The 23,889-nt window shown below is 39.2% G+C and carries 18 protein-coding genes and 1 pseudogene; 5 read left to right on the forward strand and 14 right to left on the reverse strand.

Features of this window, described 5'->3' with window-relative positions:
* Positions 1-25 precede the first annotated feature (25 nt).
* From ortA to BLR65_RS08535, 4 genes and pseudogenes are all read right to left on the reverse strand, one after another.
* Entirely contained in the window at positions 26-316 is a 291-nt protein-coding gene (ortA, locus tag BLR65_RS08520; RefSeq protein ID WP_093793767.1) for a 2-amino-4-oxopentanoate thiolase subunit OrtA, read from the reverse strand.
* A gap of 594 nt (positions 317-910) precedes the next feature.
* Positions 911-2,503: a M20/M25/M40 family metallo-hydrolase gene (locus BLR65_RS08525; RefSeq protein ID WP_093793768.1), complete on the reverse strand. Its 1,593-nt coding sequence runs from the start codon at positions 2,501-2,503 to the stop codon at positions 911-913.
* Between the two features lie 78 nt (positions 2,504-2,581).
* Positions 2,582-3,006, reverse strand: a pseudogene (locus tag BLR65_RS08530) (hypothetical protein).
* A gap of 266 nt (positions 3,007-3,272) precedes the next feature.
* On the reverse strand, positions 3,273-4,682 hold the full coding sequence (locus tag BLR65_RS08535; protein WP_093793770.1) for a sigma-54 interaction domain-containing protein: 1,410 nt from the start codon (positions 4,680-4,682) through the stop codon (positions 3,273-3,275).
* A gap of 263 nt (positions 4,683-4,945) precedes the next feature.
* Between BLR65_RS08535 and BLR65_RS08540 the strand changes: the two genes are divergently transcribed.
* Positions 4,946-5,749, forward strand: a complete 804-nt coding sequence (locus BLR65_RS08540) for a TrmB family transcriptional regulator (protein ID WP_093793771.1) — start codon at positions 4,946-4,948, stop codon at positions 5,747-5,749.
* Between the two features lie 155 nt (positions 5,750-5,904).
* Here BLR65_RS08540 and BLR65_RS08545 read toward each other — a convergent pair whose 3' ends face one another.
* The 3 genes from BLR65_RS08545 to argF all read right to left on the reverse strand — a co-directional run bounded on the left by BLR65_RS08545 (position 5,905) and on the right by argF (position 9,525).
* Positions 5,905-7,314 carry an amino acid permease gene (locus BLR65_RS08545; protein ID WP_093793772.1) on the reverse strand — a complete coding sequence of 470 codons (1,410 nt, stop codon included), beginning with the start codon at positions 7,312-7,314 and terminating at the stop codon, positions 5,905-5,907.
* A 254-nt stretch (positions 7,315-7,568) separates the two neighbouring features.
* The gene (gene arcC / locus BLR65_RS08550; RefSeq protein WP_093793773.1) at positions 7,569-8,507 is read right to left on the reverse strand and encodes a carbamate kinase; all 939 of its coding nucleotides are present in this window, start codon (positions 8,505-8,507) and stop codon (positions 7,569-7,571) included.
* Between the two features lie 16 nt (positions 8,508-8,523).
* Positions 8,524-9,525: an ornithine carbamoyltransferase gene (gene argF / locus BLR65_RS08555; RefSeq protein ID WP_093793774.1), complete on the reverse strand. Its 1,002-nt coding sequence runs from the start codon at positions 9,523-9,525 to the stop codon at positions 8,524-8,526.
* Between the two features lie 822 nt (positions 9,526-10,347).
* Between argF and BLR65_RS08560 the strand changes: the two genes are divergently transcribed.
* Together BLR65_RS08560 and BLR65_RS08565 are read left to right on the forward strand one after the other, a co-directional pair.
* Entirely contained in the window at positions 10,348-11,781 is a 1,434-nt protein-coding gene (locus tag BLR65_RS08560) for an amino acid permease (RefSeq protein WP_093793775.1), read from the forward strand.
* A gap of 223 nt (positions 11,782-12,004) precedes the next feature.
* Positions 12,005-12,931: a DMT family transporter gene (locus tag BLR65_RS08565; protein ID WP_245692623.1), complete on the forward strand. Its 927-nt coding sequence runs from the start codon at positions 12,005-12,007 to the stop codon at positions 12,929-12,931.
* 75 nt (positions 12,932-13,006) lie between these two features.
* On the opposite strand, the gene BLR65_RS08570 is transcribed toward BLR65_RS08565, so the two are convergent.
* The 3 genes from BLR65_RS08570 to BLR65_RS08580 all read right to left on the reverse strand — a co-directional run bounded on the left by BLR65_RS08570 (position 13,007) and on the right by BLR65_RS08580 (position 15,472).
* The gene (locus BLR65_RS08570) at positions 13,007-13,459 is read right to left on the reverse strand and encodes an N-acetyltransferase (RefSeq protein ID WP_093793777.1); all 453 of its coding nucleotides are present in this window, start codon (positions 13,457-13,459) and stop codon (positions 13,007-13,009) included.
* A gap of 58 nt (positions 13,460-13,517) precedes the next feature.
* Positions 13,518-14,159 (reverse strand): endonuclease III, encoded by a 642-nt coding sequence (nth, locus tag BLR65_RS08575; RefSeq protein ID WP_169717019.1) that lies wholly within the window; start codon positions 14,157-14,159, stop codon positions 13,518-13,520.
* Positions 14,160-14,416: 257 nt separating this feature from the next.
* Complete coding sequence (locus BLR65_RS08580; protein WP_093793778.1) at positions 14,417-15,472, reverse strand: HD-GYP domain-containing protein; 1,056 nt, start codon at positions 15,470-15,472, stop codon at positions 14,417-14,419.
* Between the two features lie 592 nt (positions 15,473-16,064).
* Between BLR65_RS08580 and dctA the strand changes: the two genes are divergently transcribed.
* Both dctA and aroF read left to right on the forward strand, forming a co-directional pair.
* Positions 16,065-17,216 carry a C4-dicarboxylate transporter DctA gene (gene dctA / locus BLR65_RS08585; RefSeq protein WP_093793779.1) on the forward strand — a complete coding sequence of 384 codons (1,152 nt, stop codon included), beginning with the start codon at positions 16,065-16,067 and terminating at the stop codon, positions 17,214-17,216.
* A 549-nt stretch (positions 17,217-17,765) separates the two neighbouring features.
* The gene (gene aroF / locus BLR65_RS08590) at positions 17,766-18,779 is read left to right on the forward strand and encodes a 3-deoxy-7-phosphoheptulonate synthase (RefSeq protein WP_093793780.1); all 1,014 of its coding nucleotides are present in this window, start codon (positions 17,766-17,768) and stop codon (positions 18,777-18,779) included.
* A gap of 74 nt (positions 18,780-18,853) precedes the next feature.
* Here the strand turns inward: aroF and BLR65_RS08595 are convergent, their stop codons facing one another.
* The 4 genes from BLR65_RS08595 to BLR65_RS08610 all read right to left on the reverse strand — a co-directional run bounded on the left by BLR65_RS08595 (position 18,854) and on the right by BLR65_RS08610 (position 23,654).
* Positions 18,854-19,060 carry a YwbE family protein gene (locus BLR65_RS08595; protein WP_342741375.1) on the reverse strand — a complete coding sequence of 69 codons (207 nt, stop codon included), beginning with the start codon at positions 19,058-19,060 and terminating at the stop codon, positions 18,854-18,856.
* Positions 19,061-19,117: 57 nt separating this feature from the next.
* Positions 19,118-19,387: a GIY-YIG nuclease family protein gene (locus BLR65_RS08600; RefSeq protein ID WP_093793782.1), complete on the reverse strand. Its 270-nt coding sequence runs from the start codon at positions 19,385-19,387 to the stop codon at positions 19,118-19,120.
* Positions 19,388-19,402: 15 nt separating this feature from the next.
* Positions 19,403-21,565: a DNA helicase RecQ gene (recQ, locus tag BLR65_RS08605; protein ID WP_093793783.1), complete on the reverse strand. Its 2,163-nt coding sequence runs from the start codon at positions 21,563-21,565 to the stop codon at positions 19,403-19,405.
* A gap of 148 nt (positions 21,566-21,713) precedes the next feature.
* Positions 21,714-23,654, reverse strand: a complete 1,941-nt coding sequence (locus tag BLR65_RS08610) for a RiPP maturation radical SAM C-methyltransferase (protein ID WP_093793784.1) — start codon at positions 23,652-23,654, stop codon at positions 21,714-21,716.
* Positions 23,655-23,889: the final 235 nt, after the last annotated feature.

Raw genomic sequence — 23,889 nt, forward strand, 5'->3', positions numbered from 1 at the left:
ATAAGATATGACCAATTGTTCTCTTTTACTGACCAATCATTTCCCTTGCTTGTTTTCCCACATGACTTATCTCTTTTACATATTTACCGTAAGTATGGTAATATCCGGGTTCTACCTCTACGACAATCCCTTTGGCAATCCTTCCCACATTTGTTATAACCTCTACCGCATCTCCCCGTTCACAATTTTCAAGGCAATTTCCTCTGATCCAGGCTTTAAGTGGCGTGATTTTTGTTTCTTCCGGTATAGTTTGAGCCCGATTTTCCGGAGTTAAAACGACTTCTTCAATTTCAACCCATGTACCCTTGTTAATCATAACCATTCACCTACCATAGTTGTATTTTTAAGAAATGTACATGTACTTATTTTATTATCGCAATTATTGTGCCAACTAAGATTAAAGTTAAAAAATTTTTTATTGATAAAGAAATCCCATGAAACCGTTATATAACTATATAAAATAAAATGAAACCGCAATTAGATCTTGCCTCTAATTGCGATTTCACTTATTCTATCGCAAAATAATTTGCGGTAATGCAAAATCCTTTGCTTTTTTGGGTAAAATATCGAATTATCAGGACTTACTGTCAAACACAGGCCGTTTTTACCCACGAAAGCTGGGAAAGAGATTATTGAAATGTATATTTATAAAAAGTACAACCTCCATTTTTTTTGAAGGTTGTACTCTTTATAATCTGTATGTATAGTTTTGCCGAATACTGACAGAGATAAGTACTTTACGACACCACGCAGGCGCCTGAAGATTCAGGTCATCGACATCGCGGAACTGTCTGCCTGAAGAAAGTTATCTTTTACATCGTTCTACATTCCCCTTGGTTTGGGGCCTTCTTGGGCGGCAAAGCATGAAAAATCTTCCTCAAATACCCAAATAGAAAACTACTATTTAAGCCTATAAAAGTAAATGTTCAATCATAAACTTATAAAGTTCAGGTACAATTTCAAAGGAATAAGAAAGATTTAATCTTTCACTGCATTTGTGGAAATCTTTTCCGAAACCACCAAAAACAACTCCCGGTATACTCAATAGCTTTAATTTTTCGAAGGGAATTGTATAATTTTTATACATACCAATAATATTTTTACTGCAATTCTCAACATCAGCCTTTGAAATATTACCGGTATAACTCAAATCGCAAATGCCCATAAAATAATTTCTTTTTGCTATATCTACTTTAAAATTTACTTTCGCAAAATCCAACATTTTTTGTACTGTGTGTAACAAAAATTCATCATTAGCCCTAGACTTATCCAACGATTTACTCGGATAAAACGGAGGTGCGAATGAAATAACAATGGTAGGCTCCTTTACACTATAATAATTAAAAGTTTCTTTGACACTATGGATTGCAGTAGTTTGTAACCCCATTCCTGCAGCTGTACATTTGTCAATAAAATCATTCATATGATTATCAAAATCTCCAGTAAAGTTTCTTTTGACTTCTTCGTAAAGTTCTTCATAAGTCATAACCCGTGGTTCATAGGTTATCCCAAACCCTTTACATTTTTCATTTATTTTGTCAAAAGCCTTGACTCCAATATCTTTTAATAAAGATATAAGCTCACTAGTGCTCCTGCCGATAGTTAATAAATTATAATAGGCCGCTGCATAAAGAGGAGTCTGAACGGAATAATATTCTTTTAAATCAGTTTGTTTCAAACAAGTTGGCGGAGCAGTAACTATATCTCCAGATGATTCGCAAAAGTCCGTATTCAATTCAAGCATAGCATTTACTTCTGATGCCAATAAATTAGGATTCAACGCACTTGTTGAATCACATACATGAGCTGCCTTTCCCGCAAAAAATAACAATGGCATAATTTTACCGCAAGTACCCAAATATATTTTTTTAGTATCATCCTCCACGTAATCCGGGAGACAACATTCTGAAACAAATGCACCTTTAAATTCCAATTTATTTTCATTTTGAAGTCTTTCTAAAATGTGGACTGCCGCAAGCATCCCTTCTGAATTAGATTCTTCTCCCGGTACAGCAATAAATAAAATATTACCTGAAAAATCTCTCCGCTCAGAATAATAACGAAGAATTTCAATTCCTAGTGCGATTCCGAATTTCATATCTGCAGTTCCTCTACCAAAAATCCAATCACCAGAATGTAAATCTTTAGTAGCGTCTTCATCTAGAGGAAGTTCATGAATCCTTTTCGTAATTTTTATAGGATCAAACGCAATTTCCATTAATGGTCCAAAATCATCAATACCAACAACATCATAATGACCTGTGATAATAACAGTCTTGTTTGATTCTTTTTTCCCTTTTACCATTGCCGTTACAACGGTTCTCTCTAATGGATCGTCTTGAACCGGGTAAACTTTTAGCAATTCTGGATTTTTGAGAAAATAAGCCATTTTTTTCAAAATATCATGTATTCCTACCGCCGCAAAATTCTCGCTCTTAGTCCCTGAAATTCCTGGTATTAAAGCAAGCTTAAACATAGTATCCATGATTTGTTCTTTCAGCATGATTGCAGGCCCCTTTCACTATAATAATTTCTTATTTGGTTTTCTCAGCTTGAAACTCTTGACTTTGTATGTCTGGTTTCATTTTTTTATATAATACTGCTCCCATACATATTTATCACTAGGCACGGCATTTAAAATGAACAATAATATTGTAAAGCCTATAATCCATACTAACGAATCAATACCAGGAAAAATATTTTTCATAATGATTGACGAAGCCACAATTTGAGAAGCTATAGTAACCGTCCAAGCTATCCATTTTATCCATCCCACAGTAAATCCTAGCTCAGAATTAATAAATTCTATTGCATAGGCTTGTACCGTCCCTGCTATTGGCATTGCAATTAATAATTCTCCTAAACAAAACATCATCAAATACATTACGATTGCCCCCAAAAGATAGCTAATAAGGTTCCCCCTGGTTCTGCCTTCTCTAATACATATCCTGAACCTAAAAATAATCCTGTCCCTATTGTCCCGCCTGCTTCTAATTGCGATTTCACTTATTCTACCGCAAAATAATTTGCGGCAATGCAAAATCTTTTGCTTTTTTTTGAATCATCAGGTACTTACTATCAAACAACAATTATACAGGCCGTTTTTACCCCCGAAAGCTGGGAAAGAGATTATTGAAATGCATATTTATAAAAAGTACGGCCTCCATTTTTGGGGGAAGGTTGTACTTTTTTATAATCTGTATGTATAGTTTTTCCGAACACTGACAAAGATAAGTCACAGTATCACTTCAATTCAATACAATAGGATAAGCTCAAGATTTTTTTTCAATATCTATTCCATATTTTTTAATTTTATATTGAAGATCCTGTCTGGAAATATTTAAACTTCTTGAGGTCTTAGTAATGTTATTATTATTTTCTCTCAATATTTTCTGAATAATAGCTTCTTCAATATCTGTCATAAAACCATCTAAATTAATTTTTCCAGCCACATTGGCCACGATATTATGTACATCCATAAAGGTAATGTCCGAATCGTTATTACCAAGGATATAATCAAAACAGTCTTGCGATAAAACAGAATGATCATCCGCCATATTGATTGCGGCTTCAATAACATTTTTTAATTCCCTGATATTTCCCGGCCACTGATATTCGAGGAATTTCCTCAACATCTCCTGATCAATCCCGATTATCGATTTTCCTAAAGTCCTGTTATAATTCTTAATCAACTCATCCACTAAAATTGGAATATCTTCTTTGCGTTCTCTAAGGGGAGGGATATTAATTCTTAATACCCCTAATCTGTAATAAAAATCTTTTCTGAGCCTACCCTCTTCCATTAATTTTTCCGGCTGTTCATTGATTGTGGCAATAACCCTTACGTCAACATCAATATTATTATTACTGCCAACACGCCGGATAACGCCTTCTTGAAGTGCTCTTAAAAGTTTCGATTGCAAATACGGTTCCATAGAATTCACTTCATCCAATAAAATAGTTCCATGGTTTGCTTCTTCAAATAACCCTTTTTTATTCTCCGCACCTGTAAAACCTCCTTTTTCCGTGCCAAATAACATTGACTCCAATAAAGTAGCCGGAATGGCTGCACAATTAATCGGCACAAACGGTCTGTCTTTCCTCATGCCGCCGTAATGAATGCTTTGCGCAAATACTTCTTTCCCCGAACCTGTTTCCGCATATAATAATACCGATGAATTAGACATGCTGGCTTTTTTTGCTTTTTCAATTGCCTTCTTCATTTTAGGGCTCTTCCCATATATGTCATCAAAAGTATAATGCCTTTTTTTCTGCTTTTTATATAAATTTTGCAATTTATATATACTTTCTGTCAGACCTTTTAATTGCGTCATGTCTTTAGAAATTTCAATAGCTGCGATTACCTTATTTTCTGAAACAACCGGTACCGTTGTGTTTATGGTGGTAATTTCCTTTTTGCTTCCACTGCCATAATGTTGGATCAGGTCAACGATTTTCTTTCCTGATATCAATACTTTCATCAAGGAAGACTCACTCTCTGCGACATTCTTCAAATATTCATTTACTTTTTTCCCTAAAACGGCATCAGGACAAATACCCTCAACTTTCCCCATAGCATTATTATAATATCTGGTTTTTCCATCCACATCCACGATATGAACTCCAACTTCCAAATTTTCTATTAAACTATTTAATATTTTTTCTGCAGAAAAATCATTCATTTCTTCACCTTATTTTATATTTTGATTTTTTATATGGCATAATAATTAAATACTTACTTATTAAGCTACTTTAAAAATCAATGAATACGTGATATATTTAATGAGTATCTTGCGTAGTTCTGAGAAAGCTGAAAAATACTGGGTCTAATAATAGACTTTATCTCAACAACGTGTAAAAGCTTTTAACATTTTGCTCACAATAAAATGCTTATAAAGAAACATTCGTCCTTTCCGAATGTTACATATTCCCGGAGGAATTAATTATGAAATTTATTGAAAATATTATTAGCAACCTTATGAAAATAGGCTTAACGAAATATGAATCTATGGTTTATTTGACACTACTAGAAAATCAAGAAATTACAGCCTACGAAATTAGCAAACGTTCGGGCGTCCCACAGTCAAAAATATACGGAACTGTCGGATCACTTATCGAAAAAGGGATTGCGCTACCTAATGGAACTGACCCTACAAAATATGCGGCGTTACCATTGGATAAATTCCTTGAAAATTATAAAACGGAAACAGAAACTACAATTGATTATCTAAAAGACAATATTAAAAATATAAAAACTGATAATACAACAGATTATATTTGGCATTTTAATGGTTCTGAACAAATATATACTAAAATAAAATCTATGTTAGGAAATGTACAAAAAAGTATCTATTTAACAGCATGGGCTAAGGAATATGATTTTTTTTATAAGGATCTATTCGCTGCCAGCGAAAAAAATATTGACGTCGTTTCAGTACTGTATGGCACTACCCAAAAAACAGTTGGAAAAATATATTACCACGAAATGCACGATATGCATAAAATCGCCGCCAAATATGGGCGCTGGTTTAGTCTAGTCATCGACAATAAAGAATCTTTATTTGCTTCCTTTAACGAACAAAATAGCTGTGCTGTATGGACACAAAATATCGCCTTTATGCTAGTAACCGAGTCTTTTATTATGCATGATATCTATATTGCTGAAATCTATTTAAAACATAAAGAAGAGCTCAATAAGGAATTCGGGGAGAATCTTGAAAAATTACGACAAAATATACATATTGGATAAAATCAAGCCAGAATTATGTTAGTTATAACTAAATTCTGGCTTAATTTTTTGCTTTACTACAGCTTTATTAACTACTATAGCGGATATTTATTTTTAATTTAGACGCATACAAGAATACAAATTTTTCTGTATTATCTAGCATCTTTATAATTCAATTACTTTGCAATTTCTTTAGATACATTAGTTGTATTAGAAAAGAATTTAAAGCCAAAATATAATATCAATATTGTTGGAACTCCTGCATAAATAGCCATTTTTTCCGTAGGATCAAAGAGCATCGCCACCGCAATTGCTATATAAAATACAATCGCTACAATCGGTGTTATTGGATATAATGGCGTTTGATATTTTAAGTTTTCAACTTTGTTTCCTTCAGCTATATAACGTTTTCTAAAGCGCATCTGACAGACACAATCAATTGCGTAAATAAAAATATCAATACTGGCAAGCAATGATATAAGAAAAAGATATACTGTATCCGCTGCAATAAAACTTGAAACAACTGCCAATGCTGCAAATGCAATAGAAATAATCAGTGAATACATAGGTACTTTTTTTTCATTTATCTCAGCTAATATTTTAGGTGCTTGATCATGCTTGGCAAGCGACCACAACGTTCTTGTACTTGCATATAAAAATGAATTGGCTGATGATAAAGCGGCAGTAATAACAATAATGTTCACTAAAAGGGCTGCCCCACTGATTCCGGCATTTTGAAACATATAGGCGAAAGAACTTCCAGCAAGATTTGCTTGCCTCCAGGGCAGAACACACCCAATCAAAAAAATACAGGCAACATAACATAACGTTATTCCAATAATATATTCTCTAATAGCCTTTGGCATCTCAACTCCAGGATCTTTGCTCTCACCTGCTGCCGTGGCAATAAGATCAGACCCGCCAAATGCAAAAATAGCAGATAACATCGATACTACGATTGCACCATAACCATTAGGGAAAGCCCCCCCGTCGGCAACAAAATTCGTAAATCCGATCGTTTTTCCTCCAATTACACCTGTGATAATACCAATTCCTGTTATGACAAAAAGTACGACGGCTATTACTTTAACACTGGCAAACCAAAATTCTGTTTCGCCAAAGTTTCTTGATGGCAAAACGTTGAGTACGAAAAGTAGAATTGTAAATAAAACAATCCAAATTAAGGAATCAATACCCGGAAAAATATTTTTCATAATAATGGATGAAGCAACAATTTGAGCCGTAACGGTCACCGCACAACTGATCCATTTTAACCATCCTGCTGTAAATCCCATAGCAGGGTTTATGAATTCGGTAGCATATGCTTGTACTTGACCTGAAACCGGCATTGCTACAGTTAGCTCTCCAAGACAAGCCATCATTAAATACATAATGATAGCACCAAGCACGTAGGCAACTATCGCTCCCCCCGGCCCAGCTGTATGGATAACATTACCAGAAGCTAAAAATATTCCTGTTCCTATTACTGCACCAATCGTATACATGGAAATATGTCGGCTTGACATACCACGTTCGAGTCCCTGAGACTTCTCAAGAACTTCTTTTACTTCATTATTAGTTTGCATATTCTCTCCCCCTATATAATAACGTTAGGTAAGACCAAACTAATTATTTTCCAGTCCGAGATTTTATATATGCCCAATTATTAATGTTTCTGTAAAATTCTAATAACATAATATTTCTATTAAAATTTCTGTTATCTCGAACGAAGAGATATATTGTAGCCATTTACAAAATCGAGGTTTATAATTGTCCTTTCTACGAGAATAATAATTTAAATAACTTTATCACCTTCTTTGAATTAACAGTTACTGTTAATTTATCCTACAAAAACTGTTCCACTTTTCCCTTGTAATGCTTCTAAAGCTTTATCAAGTGAAGCGATGATAGATTTTCTTCCTATTTTAGACTCTTGAAATTTCAAAGCTGCTTTCACTTTAGGGAGCATGCTTCCCGGGGCAAATTGACCTTCGGCAATATATCTCTTGGCTTCCGCCATAGTCATTGACGATAAATTTCTTTGATCCGGCTTGCCAAAATTTACAGCGACTTTATCTACCGCCGTTAAAATCATCAGCACATCCGCATCTAATTCATCAGCAAGTTTTCCAGCAGCAAAATCCTTATCAATGACTGCAGCCACACCTTCAAGACTACGGTCTTCCTTTTCTACAACCGGAACTCCACCGCCGCCAGCGGTAATAACAATATTACCTTTCTCTATCAGTGTCCTAATTGTATTAATTTCAACTATTCTTTCCGGCTGAGGGGATGCTACAACCCGCCTAAAACCCCTGCCGGAGTCTTCCACCATAGCATATCCTTTTTCCTTTATCAGTTTTTTTGCTTCTTCCTCATTATAAAAAGGGCCTATTGGTTTTGTTGGTTTCTTAAAACCTTGATCATTCTTATTTACAACAACCTGTGTAATTACTGATGCCACCGGCTTATTTATTCCTCTTTTGGTTAATTCATCTCTTAGCGCTTGTTGAATATGGTAGCCAATCATTCCTTGACTCATTGCACCACATACATCAAAAGGCATTGCGGGTGTAATTTTACTGCAATATTCATTCTGAATTACAAGTCTGCCCACTTGAGGACCATTTCCATGGACAATAATAACTTCGTACCCTTTTTCAACCATGTCAGCCAAATGCACAGCAGTCTGTTTTACTACTTGCAATTGAGCTTCTGCGGTTGGCGACGCTCCTTCTGCCTGCAGGGCATTACCGCCTAATGCAACTACTACCCTCATTTTTTCTCCTCCCCAATTATTCACCTAACGATGCGACCATAACAGCCTTTATTGTATGCATCCTATTTTCAGCTTCATCAAATACCACAGAATATTTGCTTTCAAATACCTCATCAGTTACTTCCATTTCTTTCAGCCCAAATTTTTCAAAAACTTCTTTACCCTTTGTAGTATTTAAATCATGAAAAGATGGTAGACAATGTTCAAATATCACATTTTCATTTCCTGTTAACTTGATCATATCCATATTAACTTGATAAGTCTTTAACATATTGATTCTTTTAGTCCAAACTTCATCCGGTTCACCCATGGACACCCATACATCTGTGTAAAGTACATCAGCGTCCAGCACACCTTCTTCAACATGATCCGTAACTGTTATTTTTGCCCCTGATTCTTTTGCCTCGTTTTTACATCTTGTTAGTAATTCTTCATCAGGAAACAATTCTTTGGGAGACACAATTCTAAAATCCATACCCATTTTTGCCGCCCCGATCATTAGGGCATTTGCCACATTGTTTCTACCATCACCAACATAAACAAACACCATCTTGTTATAGGGCTTATTTAAATGTTCTTGCGCCGTTAAGAAATCAGCTAAAACTTGAGTAGGATGGTCCGCATCCGTAAGACCGTTCCATACCGGAACTCCAGAATATTTTGCTAAATCATCAACTGTTTTTTGCGCAAATCCTCGATATTCGATGCCATCGTACATTCTTCCCAATACTCTGGCCGTATCGGCGATAGATTCCTTTTTACCCATTTGACTTCCCGTAGGTCCAAGATAAGTAACATGCGCTCCCTGGTCAAGTGCGCCAACTTCAAACGCACATCTTGTTCTTGTCGAATCTTTTTCAAATAAGACCACAATATTTTTTCCTTTTAATCTTTGTGTTTCGGTACCTGTATACTTAGCAACCTTTAAGTTCTTAGCCAAATCAAGCAAATACTTAATTTCTGTTTCTGAGAAATCCATTAATGTCAAGAAATTTCTGTTTTTAATATTGACGCTCATGTTTATTTCTCCTCGATTCCTTAATTATTTAACTTACTTTTTAGAAAATTTAATAAAATTATTATAGACTACCGCGGTGGTTAATAACATTTTTTATATTATGCTAACTAATCTGAATTGTCAATAGATTTTTTTAAATAAAATTTATCAAGTATCAATACCAGCAAAATAGAATAGTCGCAAAAATTATGCCAATAAATTAAGGCTGTTGAATTTTTCAACAGCCTTAATTTATTGGCATATATTTAAATTACTAGTTGACGTCGTACAAAATACTACTATATTACAAAGTTGCCAAGTTAATTTAATATTAATTTTTTTTGATTAATGCAAAAAATTTTGCGGAATACTTTGCTAAACAATCGTTTTTTTTGTGAAAAATAGAAAATGTTATTTTATCTTTTTATAAATTCAATTGCTCTACTTATGCTATAGTTCTTAACAAAATGCCTATAAAGAGCGCGGAGTAACCACAGTCTGTTTTTTATGCAATAGTTTGGCATAAATATTGCATAAATATTTGAATAGTAAGCCACTATCACTTATATGAAGGGAGGCAATGATCTGATGGCTACAGCAAAAAAGCAATTTTATAATATTAAATATAACAGAAAAATGATTATTATTTTTTTTGACTCTGGGTAAAGATTTGAAACAGCAACAAATATGTAAAAGATATTCCTAATCTCAACAAATCTTACTATTCTATTTTCGCCAGAACAGAAACGGAAACATTGTATGCTCATTAAATTAAAAAATAAGATAAATTGCAAACATGGGAATTAAGGATTCATATCGAGAATGATTGAGGAGGAATTTTTAATGGCGAATGATAATTTCAATGATAAAATTCAGCAGACTATGGAACAGCAGTCTGGCTTGAATCGCAGAATGAAAAGTCGCCATCTATTTATGATTACTCTGGGGGGCGTGATTGGAACCGGCCTATTTTTAGCTTCAGGTTCAACAATAAATCAGGCCGGGCCAATTGGTTGTATACTAGCCTATGCTATTGGCGGCTTTATCATGTATATGGTTATGCTATGTTTGGGAGAATTAGCGGTAGAAATGCCAGTAGCCGGAGCGTTTCAAACTTATGCCAGTATTTTTATTTCACCGGCCTTTGGTTATCTCTTGGGCTGGTTATATTGGTTAAACGGGGCAATTACTATTGGAATTGACTTAGTGGCTGCCGGTATGCTACTAACTACCATGACGGGAATTTCCGAATGGATCTGGGTGCTACTATTTGGTTGTCTGCTATTCGGCTTAAATTCTTTGCGTGTTGATGTTTTCGGCGAATCGGAATTTTGGTTTGCAAGTATAAAAGTAGGCGCTATTATCGCCTGTATTGTGGTTGGTGGCTTGGCAATTATGGGTTATGCCGGCGGTCATGAGGCAATTGGTTTTAAAAATTATTTTACAGACGGCGCCTTTCCTAATGGCATTGGCGCAGTACTGCTAGCAATGATAACAGTTGCGTACTCTTATAACGGAACTGAAATTATCGGAGTCGCCGCCGGTGAAAGTGAAAAGCCGGAAAAAACTATTCCCAAAGCAATTAACAACACTGCGTTTAGAACATTATTGTTTTATGTACTGTCAATGGTCGTTGTGGCAGCTATCGTTCCTTGGAAAGAAGCTGGTGTAAAAGACAGTACTTTTGCTGAAATTTTTCAATATGCCGGTGTCCCTGGTGCTTATAGGATTATGACCCTGGTCGTTATTACTTCAGCGTTATCTTGTGGTAATTCCTGGTGTTATAGCGCAACCCGCATTTTGTGGGCAATGTCCAAAGAAAATATGGCTCCTGCTGTCTTTGGAAAATTAAACCGTTGGCAGGTTCCAATGAATGCATTAATTTTGACGATGGCGGTTTCCGCCGTATCATTATTATGCAGTGTGGTTGCTGTAGACACATTGTATCTCTGGCTGATCTCCGTCTGCGGCTTGGCCTGTGTGCTGGGTTGGATGGGAATATGCGCCTCACAATATTGCTTTCGTAAGCAATATGTTAATAATGGCGGAAAAGTTGCAAATTTAAAATATAAGGTTCCTTTCTTCCCACTAGTTCCCTTCTTAGGCTTTTTCCTTAATTTAATTATTATAATTGGCTTATGGTTTGATGAAAGCCAACGCATCGCCATTTACGTTGGCGTTCCATTTATTCTCCTTGTTATGATATATTATTACGTATTTGTCGCACCAAAAAGAAAAATGCTTTCCAATAGGGCTGGAGGCCATGTAAGCCGCTAAAAATCCTAAAAATATTGATAAACTGATTAGGGGTAAGCCATCGGCAACTCCTTATGGTTTACTGGATACTTACCTTTTTGGGAGTTGCTAATGGTTTTTCCGATTCTTGTTGCAAACTTTATTATACGCTATTTCCGTTCCTTAAACGTTAAGGATATTAGTATATCACTGTAACCTGTTAATTTAGAAATAATCAAGAAAAAAGCCTGGTGAGTATATAAAATTGAAATCAAATTTATTATTACTACTGGCGGCAGTGATTTGGGGATTGGCCTTTGTAGCACAACGAGTTAGTATGGACTACATTGGCCCCTTTACGTTTAGCGGTGTTAGGTTTGCATTAGGCAGTCTTTCTTTATTACCACTTATTTTCTTTTGTAAAATAAATCCTCATAATTCAAATAATAGCATAGATAATGAGATGACAAGCAGTTGGCGCATTGGCTTTATTGCTGGAATAATCATTTTTTTTGCTATTTCCCTGCAACAAGTCGGACTGCAATACACTGCGATTGGGAAGGCTTCATTTATAACTTCTTTATACATCGTAATTGTACCAATCATGGGCATATTTTTGCAGCAACATATTACAACCAAAACTTGGTGTGGCTGTATGTTAGCGACAACAGGGTTGTACCTGTTATGTGTCAAAGAAGGCTTTGCCATTTCTTACGGAGATCTTCTGGAATTAATCGGGGCCTTTTTTTGGGCAGCCCATCTTTTATTTATCGACCATTTTGCCAAAAAGGTTGATACACTACAATTTGCCTTTCTTCAATTTATGTCCTGTTCACTGCTTAGTATCGTAACTGCGCTTTTAATTGAGCCTATTGCTCTAGACGCCATTTTACAAGCCCGCGTACCCATTCTATATACGGGAATTTGTTCCACTGCCATTGCCTACACATTACAAATTGTTGGACAAAAGCATGCCGAACCTTCGCATGCTGCAATTATCCTAAGTATGGAAACAGTTATTGCAACTCTTGGTGGCTATATTTTTTTAAATGAAAGGCTGGGGTTCTACGAACTCCTTGGATGTACACTGATGCTGTCCGGAGTACTGCTGGCTCAATTGCAAGGGAGAAAATCTGATCCAAAACAAAGTAAAGAATTGAATATTATTTGCAAAAAAACTGACGCCCCTTAAAGAATGACGTCAGTTTGCGCAATTTTTGTTAGTGGCAATTCATAGCTAACCTAATCGCTCTTCTATTTTGCTATTTCATAATTCCTTCACCATAGCAATCTCATCACAATTGGGAAATTTAGGGCAATTAATGCATTCCTTCCACATTTTATGAGGCACACTTTCTTTGGGCACCTCTTTAAAATTGAGTTTAGCAAAGAAACCGGGCTGGTAGGTCAGGGCAAACAGAGTTTTAACCCCTAGTAATTTAGCCTCCTCTGTCAATAATTCGACAATCTTGCTTCCTACCCCGCTTTTCACTTTACTGGGATGAACAGCCAATGCACGAATTTCTCCCAACTCTTCCCAAACCAGATGCAATGCAGCAATGCCAACGACTTTTCCATCCTCTTCGGCCAAAATAAATTCTCTCAGACCTTCGTACAAAGTATTTCGTGCCCGGGGCAGCATGAGCCCCTGCTCGGCATAATCGTTAATTAATTTAAGAATATCTTCCACATCACTAAACTTAGCCTTACGAAAAATCATCATCCATCCCTCCAAGTCTACCGCATTATTATACATCATTAATAATATTTATACAATATTAATTAGAATCAATTTGACTGCTTGGACATAATTCATGAAGTGGACAATGATCGCATAGAGGATTCGCCGCCTTACAAACCTTGCGTCCATGCCAAATGAGCCAATGGTGAGCGTCGCTCCACTTTTCCCGGGGAATGGCCCGCATAAGTCCCTGTTCTACTGTCAGCGGCGTATCACCGGTTGCCAATTTAAGCCGGTTGGCCACGCGGAAGACATGCGTATCGACAGCAATTGCAGGGACTCCAAACAATTGGCTTAATAATACATTAGCGGTTTTACGGCCCACTCCCGGTAATTTAATTAATTCATCGAAACTATCCGGTACTTGTCCACCGTATTTTCTGCACAAGATTTCGCAGGTAGCCAGGATATTTTTTGCTTTACTCCGATAAAGGCCGCAATCCCTGATTGCCGCTTCCAATCCGCTCTGACCGAGTTCAAGAATTTTCTCCGGTGTATTATACTGGGGAAACATCCGTGCCGTAATAATATTTACACGCACATCGGTGCACTGCGCGGACAAAATCACAGCTACCAGTAATTCAAAAGGTGTTGAATAGCTTAGTGCCGTAGTCGTATTTTTATAGTTTTGCTCTAAAAGATCAATCATTTGCTGCTTTATAGCTTTTGTAATTCGCACATCAAAATCCCCCAATCTATTACTTGTAACGACAAAAATATTGTACCTTAATTAAAGGATAAACTCTAGTAAAAATACCAGAGTTTATCCTTTTTATCGTACCGGATCATAAAACATCCCTTGCATTTTTCATACAAGAGATGTTTTATGTCCTTATATTTAGATAAGTGCCAGCAAAACCAGGCTCATAATTTGTGTAGCATCTTAAGGTTCTTGAACCACTGCACGTGCATTACCGCCTGCATGTAATGAGCTATTTAGTTAACTTCCACAATATGGATTTCATCTTTCTGCAGATCTACCATTTTTCCATTATGCATACAAACAATTGGTTTCGTACCATACTTATGCCGGATGTTGAAAGCAATAATTTGGGCTATTTGCCCGGTGCTTAACACCACATTACTTCCAATCAGGCTGTCCCGGACATTATTAAGAAAAGTCAGGCAAATTTCGGGTTCAAGCCCGCTAAACATTTGATTCGCAATTGTGTCAAGCGCTTCAAACGGCGTTACTCTGCGGCGATATACCCGGTCTGAAGTCATAGCCTCGTAGATATCGGCAATAGCAATAATTTTTGCATCATGATGAATTTCATCACCATGAAGACCAGCTGGATAGCCGCTTCCGTCCAAACGCTCATGGTGCTGCAAAATCCCCAGTTTAACACTGTTCGGGACCTGCTCCAATCCTTGAACCAGTTGATATCCTTCACCTGAATGCCGTTTAATGGCTTCAAATTCTTCACAAGTCAGCTTGCCCGGCTTATCAAGGATTGCTAAAGAAATAGCTAATTTCCCGATATCATGGAGTAATCCGGCTAGAATCAAATTCTTTAGCTCTTTGCCCTGATAATTGCACCATTTTCCTAAGACTCCCGTAATAATCGCTACGTTGAGTGAATGTTGAAAGGTATGCTCACTATGGCGTTGCATTTCGTATAAATAATCAATGGCACCAATGGTCTCCGCTAAAAGAATAATCTTGTGCTCTGCCAGTTCCCGTAACTCCAGAATGGGAACCTCTTTAAATTTTTGAATATACCGAAATGCCTCGATAACCCGGTTCATTGTTTCTGTATAATTTTTTAAAAAATCTACCCTTGTGCGCTTAATTTCTATAGCTCTTTTCCCTATTCTTTCTTTTCCGTTGCCCACACACAAGGAAGAAATTCCCCAATTCTTTATTTTGTTTATGTAGGCTGACGTTAACCGTGTGCCACGGTCTAATAACTTAACTTCATGCTCTCCAGTCGTTACTTCTGCACTCAATAACATCCCCGGGGTTAAATTCTCTATCAAAATTGACCTCACACCTGAGCCTCCTGACTAATTTGAAATAGTTTTTTAAACATTGATGATTAACCCAGCCTTATTATTCGGCGTTTTCTGGCTGGCCTGCAATCCATATACTAAAAATAATACAAGACCCCATCTAGGTCTTGTATATGGCATCCTTGCCCGGCAATAACCCTAAACCTTCTTAACTGTAAACACTTCTTGTTTTTTTAATTCAAATCGAACTTGCAGAAAAAACCGCTTTCTATTTAATTCTATCATATTACATCTTTCGACTTATTTCAATTGTTGCCGCGATCTAAATTTATCACAATATAACAGTAAAATATTGTGAGCAAATTACAATCTCCTGACTTTTATGGAAATAGTTCAACACTATTTTACAAAATAAGTTTTTACAACTTAATACGGCGTTTGCGAAAACAGCCACATAATGTAAATACAAATTCTAAACGGTTTTTTCAGCTTGCACTTTATTTATAAGATCTCTTCTAAAGTTAACAACAAGTTTATGCCTTTGTCAATATCGTATTCAGCTAATTTACCAGTTCCATCCGTAACAAGTTCTTTAGCCTAATCATCGTCACCGAATGGAGCAAAAATTGATATGCTCCATTCGGTTGAAACCGACAAAATTGTTACCGGTATCGCCGGAATGGATGATATCAAAAAGGTTGGCCGGGTAGGTGCAAAAGCCCTGATCTACTTTGAAGTTGTAACCACTTTTGCTTTAATCATGGGTTTATTCCTGGTAAACTGGTTGCAGCCAGGTGCCGGCATGAATGTCGATGTCAGTAAATTGGACACGAAGGCTATCGCTGCCTATACGGCAGCCGCCCAGACACACAGCAGTTCTGTGGATTTTTTTATGAACATCATCCCCACCAGCGTGGTTGACGCTTTTGCCAAAGGAGATATTTTGCAAGTGTTATTGTTTTCCATTCTCTTTGGCTGGGCTATACTGGCTATGGGCAAAAAAGGCGAAAACATATATAATCTGATCAGCGATATTTCCCACAGCTTTTTTGTCATTGTCGATATCATTATGAAAATTGCTCCAATTGGCGTTTTCGGTGCCATGGCTTTTACAATTGGCAAATATGGTATAGCCTCGCTTGGTCCACTGGCAAAACTTTTAGGATGTTTTTACATAACCTGCGCCCTTTTTGTCCTCGTAGTTATTGGTGCTATAGCCAGATGGACCGGTATTAGCATTTTTAAATTTCTGGCTTATATTAAAGAAGAACTGCTCATTGTGCTTGGCACCTCTTCTTCCGAAAGTGTACTGCCACGCCTTATGGAAAAGCTAGAAAAACTGGGTTGCCCCAAGTCAATAGTCGGATTAGTTGTGCCCACAGGTTATTCCTTCAACCTTGACGGCACATCCATCTATCTCACAATGGCCGCTATTTTCGTAGCGCAGGCAACCAATACCGAACTTACCTTGACCCATCAGCTTACCATCCTGGCTGTTTTGCTGCTTACCTCGAAAGGAGCATCCGGCGTAACCGGCAGCGGGTTTATCGTATTGGCAGCAACTCTATCAGTAATACCAGGAATTCCTGTAGCCGGACTCGCCATCATTTTTGGCATAGACCGCTTCATGTCCTTAGGAAGAGCGATAACCAACTTAATTGGTAACGGAATTGCAACAATAGTTGTCGCGAAACTTGAGAATGAACTTGACCAGGAAAAACTCCGGGACTCCTTATTCATAAATGCTGCAAAGCAAAATTCCACCGACCGCCATGTAAGCTAACTAACGGTGCTCTCTTACCAAACTGCCCTGACTGAAACACGCAAAACACGTGGATACAATGCAGGTTTTTCGTGTTTCTATCAGAAACAATTATTATGAAAATTTACTATATCAATTACAAATAAATTTATTATTTGCTTTGATATAAACTTAACTTGACACAGCCTAATTGTCTGTTATAATAAAAACATACTTTTAAAACATTAAGATATTAGGTGTGACGATCATGATGCTAACAACAGCTAAATTATATCAACATGAATACTTTTTCTTTTTTGCTTGGGCTAACTTTTTTAGCGCAGGCTTTTTTAAGTTGAATAATTTAATAACAAGTTTATCTGTGAGTCCTTAACCTTAACCGGTATCAACCTTAAGAAAAAATAAAAAAACCTAAGGCTCATTGAGCCTTAGGTTTTTTATTTTACATTATCAGAAAGTATAACCTTTCTGATAATAAGTAAGAACGACTAAGGCTTCTGCCGGCGTCCTAAGGGACTTGGCATAAGCCAAGTCTTATCTTAAAAATATTATTAACAGGAGGCGTTCGTAATGGTTATTGTATTAAATACTTTAGCATCACCTGAACAAATTGAAAAACTGAAACAGGAATTAGAAAACTACGGCTTAAGTGTATGGCCCACATACGGTAAATTTCAAACTATCCTGGGTATTGTGGGCGATACCGGCAAACTTGACCGTGATTATTTACTGAGCAAGCCGTATGTGGAGAAGGTACTGTCTGTACAAGAACCCTATAAAAAGGCCAATCGTTCCTTCCATCCTGAAAATACGGTCATCCCGGTTGGCTCACAAGCAATTGGCGGCAATCAACTGGCCATTATCGCCGGTCCCTGCTCGGTTGAAAGCCGTGATCAGATTATCGGTATCGCCAAGGATGTAAAAGCCGCCGGCGCGGGTTTTCTGCGGGGTGGCGCTTTCAAACCGCGTTCTTCACCTTATAGCTTTCAGGGAATGCAGGAAGCAGGACTTGAATTATTAAAACAGGCCAAACAAGCAACCGGGCTGCCCATTGTTACCGAGATTATGTCAATAAGTCAGTTGGAACAATACCACGAAGATATCGATGTTATTCAAATTGGCGCACGCAATATGCAAAATTTCGATCTCTTAAAAGCAGCCGGGCAAATTAATAAACCTATCCTGCTCAAACGGGGATTAAGCGCTACTATCGAAGAACTTTTAATGTCTGCCGAATATATTATGGCTGGGGGCAATGAAAACGTAATTTTATGCGAACGCGGCATCCGGACCTTTGAAACCTATACCCGTAATACCCTTGACCTCAGTGCCGTGCTGGCAATCAAAAAACTCAGCCATCTGCCGGTTATTGTTGACCCAAGTCATGCAGCCGGACTGTGGTGGATGGTTGAATCTTTATCCAAAGCCGCTGTAGCCGTAGGTGCTGATGGTGTTATCATTGAAGTTCACCAAGACCCTAGTAATGCCAAATGCGACGGACAACAGTCCATAAAACCTGAACGATTTGCTGCACTAATGAATTCCTTACGGGAAATCGCGCGTATTGATAACCGCACTGTTTAATAGAATGAGCTAAGTTTCAAATATGGAACTTAGTTCATTTTATGAGCCACATCCAATAATTTTCTTTTGAATTTCTAACTGATTACTTCCTGAACCCGGCCAATGGTGCCATCGGTTAACCGGACTTTAATCCCACGATGATGCACCGGACTGCTTGTCAGAATGTCTTTGACGATTCCTTCGGTTAACTGACCTGACCGTTGATGCGGTTTTTGCACAATTTTCACTTTCGCACCTGGTACTATATTTTTTCGTTGTGTCCCGTCCATGTTATTTTCCACTTCCTGTTTATATTTAATGCGATAACTTTGTTCAAATATACCACCGGTCTGTATCGCTCAGTCTTTTTCAAGCGAAATATATTTAGTAAAGGCTTTCACCATTTCTTCCTTGGCTTTGCGCTTAAGGCGTTTTATGGCATACTCACGCTTGCGAGCCATGCTTTCGGTAGCATGCTGTTCATAGTATACCAAAGCAACAGGCAGACGACTGCGGGTATAGCGGGCACCAATCCCCTTATTATGAGTCGCAATTCTTGCTTCCAGGTTGTTAGTCCAGCCGGTATAAAAGGTTCCGTCCGCACATTGAACAATGTAAGTATACGGCATATTACCTACCTAGTGTTATGCCTTGCCTGCCATGCTGAAATGTTTGCATAGCACCGCCTTTATTGCGGCATAACTCACAGCATCGGGCAAAGCTTCTTTGATCGGCTTCAATTGGTTGCCGCCAATTTTTTTTATGGTAGCTATAATAAGTTCTTCGTACTGCTGGGGAATAAGCCTGTCCCAATTAATACTATGCCCCTCTTGCGCACAACGTACCAGATGATTTTGCACGGTGTTGACGGTTAAGTCCCGCGATTGAGCAATTTCTTCTAAATTCATATCTTGACGGTACATGGTTAAGGTAATAAGATGGCTGGGTTCGGCCTCGGCTTTGCTGCTCTTTTTGCCTGCCGCCTGTTTAGCCGGTACGGCGGCAACAACTGTCTCCGTACCGCCTACCGGCGCAGCATGCTCTGTTAAATAGCGAGTAATAACAGCCAAAAATTCTTTCCCATATTTCTGTAGTTTTAACTCGCCAATCCCCTTGATCTGGTGCATAGCGTCAAGATCTTGAGGACGGTGCTGACTCATTTCCCGCAGGGTCGTATCGGCAAACACAACAAACGGCGGAACATTTTCCCGTTCGGAAATTCGTTTGCGGCACTGCCGTAACAACTCAAACAGAGTATCATCCTGAACAGGCTGACGTTCGGTAAATACCTTCTGCCAAACTCTGGTCTCACCGCGCAACACTAAAGATGCCTCCGGTTCCAACTTTACTACCGGATATTCGCTTTCAGTCAGGCGTAAATAGCCGGTAGCAACCAAACGCTGTACAAGGGATTTAATAGCCTGTACGGTGCGCTCCGCCATCAAGCCATAGGTTGGCAGCCGGTCAAGGCCCAACTGTTGGACTTTTTTATTTTTTGACCCTTTTAACACATCGGCAATAACGGAAATGCCGAACCTTTCCTTCAGGCGGTAAATGCAAGAAAAGACTTTTTGAGCATCCACCGTAATGTCCACCTGTTCGCCATCAGCCGTACAATTGCCGCAATGACCGCAACCTTCTTCGGTTGTGGGCTCGCCAAAATACTGTAAAATATAATGCCGCAGACAATCGGGTGTATGACAATAATCCACCATCTCCTGCAGCTTTTTTAATTCGTGCTGTTTACGTTCAGGCTGTTCAACGGACTTATCAATCAAAAAACGCTGTAACAGCGGATCTTGCGGTCCAAACAGCAGGATACATTCGCCCGGTGCGCCATCCCGTCCGCTGCGGCCGGCCTCTTGGTAGTAAGACTCCATGTTTTTCGGCATATTGTAATGTATCACATAACGTACATTGGATTTGTCAATTCCCATTCCAAAGGCATTGGTGGCCACCATAACCCGGATATCATCATACAAAAACTGCTCCTGCTGAAACTTGCGTTCTTCATCGTTTAAGCCTGCATGATAATGCCCGGCAGCAATCCCCCTCTTCTTGAGCAGCGTATAAAGCGTGTCGACTTCTTTACGGGTTGCCGCATAAATAATGCCGGCCTGACCGGCATTGGCCTTAACATATTTCTGGACAAATTGCGGTTTGTTTTCGCCGCGCAAAACAGAAAAAGAAAGATTAGGCCGGTCAAAGCCTGTTATATGTACTTGCGGCCATTGTAATGCCAATAGATTTTCAATATCATTTTTGACCTCAGGCGTAGCGGTGGCCGTAAAGGCACCAATTACCGGTCTTGCCGGCAAATTGGCAATAAACGTGCTCACATTGCGATAGCTTGGGCGGAAGTCATGACCCCACTGCGAAACACAGTGGGCTTCGTCAATAGCCAGCATACTAATCTTTAGCTGTCCCACAACCGCTAAAAACCAGTCGGCGGTCAGCCGTTCAGGCGCTACATAGACCAGTTTATACCGTCCGGCACGCATATGCTGCAGGCGCCGCCCCGCTTCTGAGCCACTGAGCGAACTATTGATAAACGTCGCCGGTATTCCTGCTTCCGTTAACGCGTCCACTTGATCTTTCATTAGCGAAATGAGCGGTGAAACCACGATGGTTATACCGGGAAGCAGCAGAGCTGGAATCTGAAAGCATAATGATTTGCCTGCCCCGGTAGGCATAATGGCGATGGTATCCTTGCCGCCAAGCAAACTCCCGATAACCTTGGCCTGCCCTGGCCGAAATTCATCATAACCGTAATATTTTTTTAATATTACCCGTGCCTTTGTCAACATATATTTTTATCTCCAATTCTAATCACCAGCAGTTGCTGTTAAAAAAATCCAATGCCAACTGCTTCTTTTACTATGATAGCATAAGACAGCCTATCTGGCTATTCCCTGCGGATCGCATCACTTTCCGTCATACCTGATCGTTATAGTATCAGGAAAGGTGCCCGCAAGACACATAGCCACCCGGATAGTCAGCAAGTTCTTGCAGCGATGGCCGAGTTTCCGCTACCGCCAAGGCCAATAAGTCACCATTGATCTCCAATAATAACCGTTCTGCTTTTAAATACTTCACTGCTTTTTTAAGCTCTTCGCCGCCCCAATCCCGCCCTGCTACCCTTCGCACAAGTTGCGCAAGCTGTTGCTTACTAGTTACACTGCCGCACACTTGATAAACATCTTTGGTTATTTCACGCAGCCTATGGCACGATTGCACGGCACAAGGCCGCGAATCCGCTATTTCCCATACTTCTTCGTTGACCCTCCTCATACATAACAACGCTCTGGATTTACTCCAGAATCTTTTGCTCCATACCTTGACCTTTTCTTCCAGCTGGCGATAAACCGGATCAAAAGCCGGTTCATCCTGGTTAGAGTCTGCAAAATAATGCGCCAACTGATCAATAAGCCCCGGCAAATCAGGATAAACATACTGATATCCCGGAGCAGGACACAGTTTTAGCCCATATTGTTCCGGATGATTTACATAGACGCTGCCCCGGTCAAAGGCCATTTGAATCATGTCATTCGGCGGCTGCAAATGAACAAGTTGGTCAATCCAGGCTTTCATTTCCCGGTACCATTCCACCTTCTCACCGGGAAACCCCCACAGCAGGTTCCAGGAACAACGGATACCCAGTTCCAGCGCATTCTTTAATAGTTCGACATGTCGAATAGCCTTATTCCCTTTATTCATTAATAACAAAGGGCCGTCATGCAGACTCTCGATTCCCGGTTGCAGCCAGCGAACTCCCGCTGCCGCCAATTTGCTCAATTGTTCCCGGGTAAGATTAGACTTGGTTTCATAAAAAATGTTATATGTTACAGGCAATACCGAAAAATCGGCAATCACGGTGCGCAAATGCTCCATGCCCAGAATGTTGTCGGTCGCTTCAAAAGACTGCACACCATAGCGTTTTGACAGCGTAGCAAATTCAGTTGCCACGCGTTGTCGGGACTTTGGACGATAACGGTAGCCCTGACCGTTCAGCCCGCAAAACGTGCAGGGATGTCTTTCTCCCCACCAGCAGCCCCGGGACGTTTCCACTAATAAACCGGGAACAATATGCTCCTGCAATAAACTTTGTTGTAATGCATGAAAATAATCATCATAGTCCGGGACAGGAACGCTGTCCATATCGTCGACAACCAGGCGTGGCACCTGATCGTCACTGTTAAAAGGCATACCTGCCCATAACACGCCATACGGCAATTCATTTTTGGCAGCAAGACCTCCTTGTGTCAGCACAGACCGGCAAAACTGAGAAAAACAATGGTCGGCCTCACCGGAAACAGTAAAATCCAACCAGGGAAAATTCTCTACCATGGTCAGCCCGGCCTTGCCTTCGCAATTTTCGCCGCCCATAACCGTCACTACCGCCGGTGCAAGTTGTTTGATCCGCCGTAACAGTGCCAAGGAAGCACAATTCTGTTCAAATAGAGACACACAGCCGACAATTTTAGGGTGACTGGCTAGAACGCGTTCAGCCACTTCGTTTACAAAACCAACCGCCAGGGAACGCACTTCACGGACAATAGCAAGCAGTCTCTCCAGGAACTGTGGATCAACCCCTGCCGGGCGGGTATGCCGGCGGTGCGTATAGTATAGCTCGTCTCCTGGCAGCCTGTACCCGGAAAAAGCCGCGGCAGCGAAGGCAAACTCCCCGCCAAAGGTTTGCCGGTAAGAGTGAGTTATGCTTTGGTACTTATACACACCAATCTGTTCGGCTAATGCCAAATTGCTATATTCCACTTTTGTTTTGATTCCAACCTGCATCAGGGCACTTTTCAACAATCCCAGTGCCAATGATGGATGGGCAAGATCGGCAAACGGCATATTGACAAGACAAACATCTGCTTTTTCTGATACTGCCATATACTTATTTCGCCCCCTTTCATTTTCCCCAAATAGGTCATCCAGAGCGGAAGTCTTGAATTTTTCAGCGATATCCCGCCTCCACGCACATAAGTACACTGTGTCTTTATTCCATATATTACTAACTTTTTCGCCCTTTATTGGGGTATGTCCTGCTAAATGACAATAAGCATGATAAAATTCTCACAAACCCTTTCCGACCATTGGCTATAAAAAAACCACCTCCGTCGCCAAT

It is taken from the genome of Sporomusa acidovorans (genome assembly GCF_900101845.1).
GTDB classification, from domain to species: Bacteria; Bacillota; Negativicutes; order Sporomusales; family Sporomusaceae; genus Sporomusa; species Sporomusa acidovorans.

Bases quoted from the DNA above. Each gene is read 5' to 3' on its own strand.
- ortA (WP_093793767.1), bottom strand. From the start codon at position 316: ATGATTAACAAGGGTACATGGGTTGAAATTGAAGAAGTCGTTTTAACT.
- BLR65_RS08525 (WP_093793768.1), bottom strand. From the start codon at position 2,503: ATGCTGAAAGAACAAATCATGGATACTATGTTTAAGCTTGCTTTAATA.
- BLR65_RS08535 (WP_093793770.1), bottom strand. From the start codon at position 4,682: ATGAATGATTTTTCTGCAGAAAAAATATTAAATAGTTTAATAGAAAAT.
- BLR65_RS08540 (WP_093793771.1), top strand. From the start codon at position 4,946: ATGAAATTTATTGAAAATATTATTAGCAACCTTATGAAAATAGGCTTA.
- BLR65_RS08545 (WP_093793772.1), bottom strand. From the start codon at position 7,314: ATGCAAACTAATAATGAAGTAAAAGAAGTTCTTGAGAAGTCTCAGGGA.
- arcC (WP_093793773.1), bottom strand. From the start codon at position 8,507: ATGAGGGTAGTAGTTGCATTAGGCGGTAATGCCCTGCAGGCAGAAGGA.
- argF (WP_093793774.1), bottom strand. From the start codon at position 9,525: ATGAGCGTCAATATTAAAAACAGAAATTTCTTGACATTAATGGATTTC.
- BLR65_RS08560 (WP_093793775.1), top strand. From the start codon at position 10,348: ATGGCGAATGATAATTTCAATGATAAAATTCAGCAGACTATGGAACAG.
- BLR65_RS08570 (WP_093793777.1), bottom strand. From the start codon at position 13,459: ATGATTTTTCGTAAGGCTAAGTTTAGTGATGTGGAAGATATTCTTAAA.
- dctA (WP_093793779.1), top strand. From the start codon at position 16,065: ATGCTCCATTCGGTTGAAACCGACAAAATTGTTACCGGTATCGCCGGA.
- aroF (WP_093793780.1), top strand. From the start codon at position 17,766: ATGGTTATTGTATTAAATACTTTAGCATCACCTGAACAAATTGAAAAA.
- BLR65_RS08600 (WP_093793782.1), bottom strand. From the start codon at position 19,387: ATGCCGTATACTTACATTGTTCAATGTGCGGACGGAACCTTTTATACC.
- recQ (WP_093793783.1), bottom strand. From the start codon at position 21,565: ATGTTGACAAAGGCACGGGTAATATTAAAAAAATATTACGGTTATGAT.
- BLR65_RS08610 (WP_093793784.1), bottom strand. From the start codon at position 23,654: ATGGCAGTATCAGAAAAAGCAGATGTTTGTCTTGTCAATATGCCGTTT.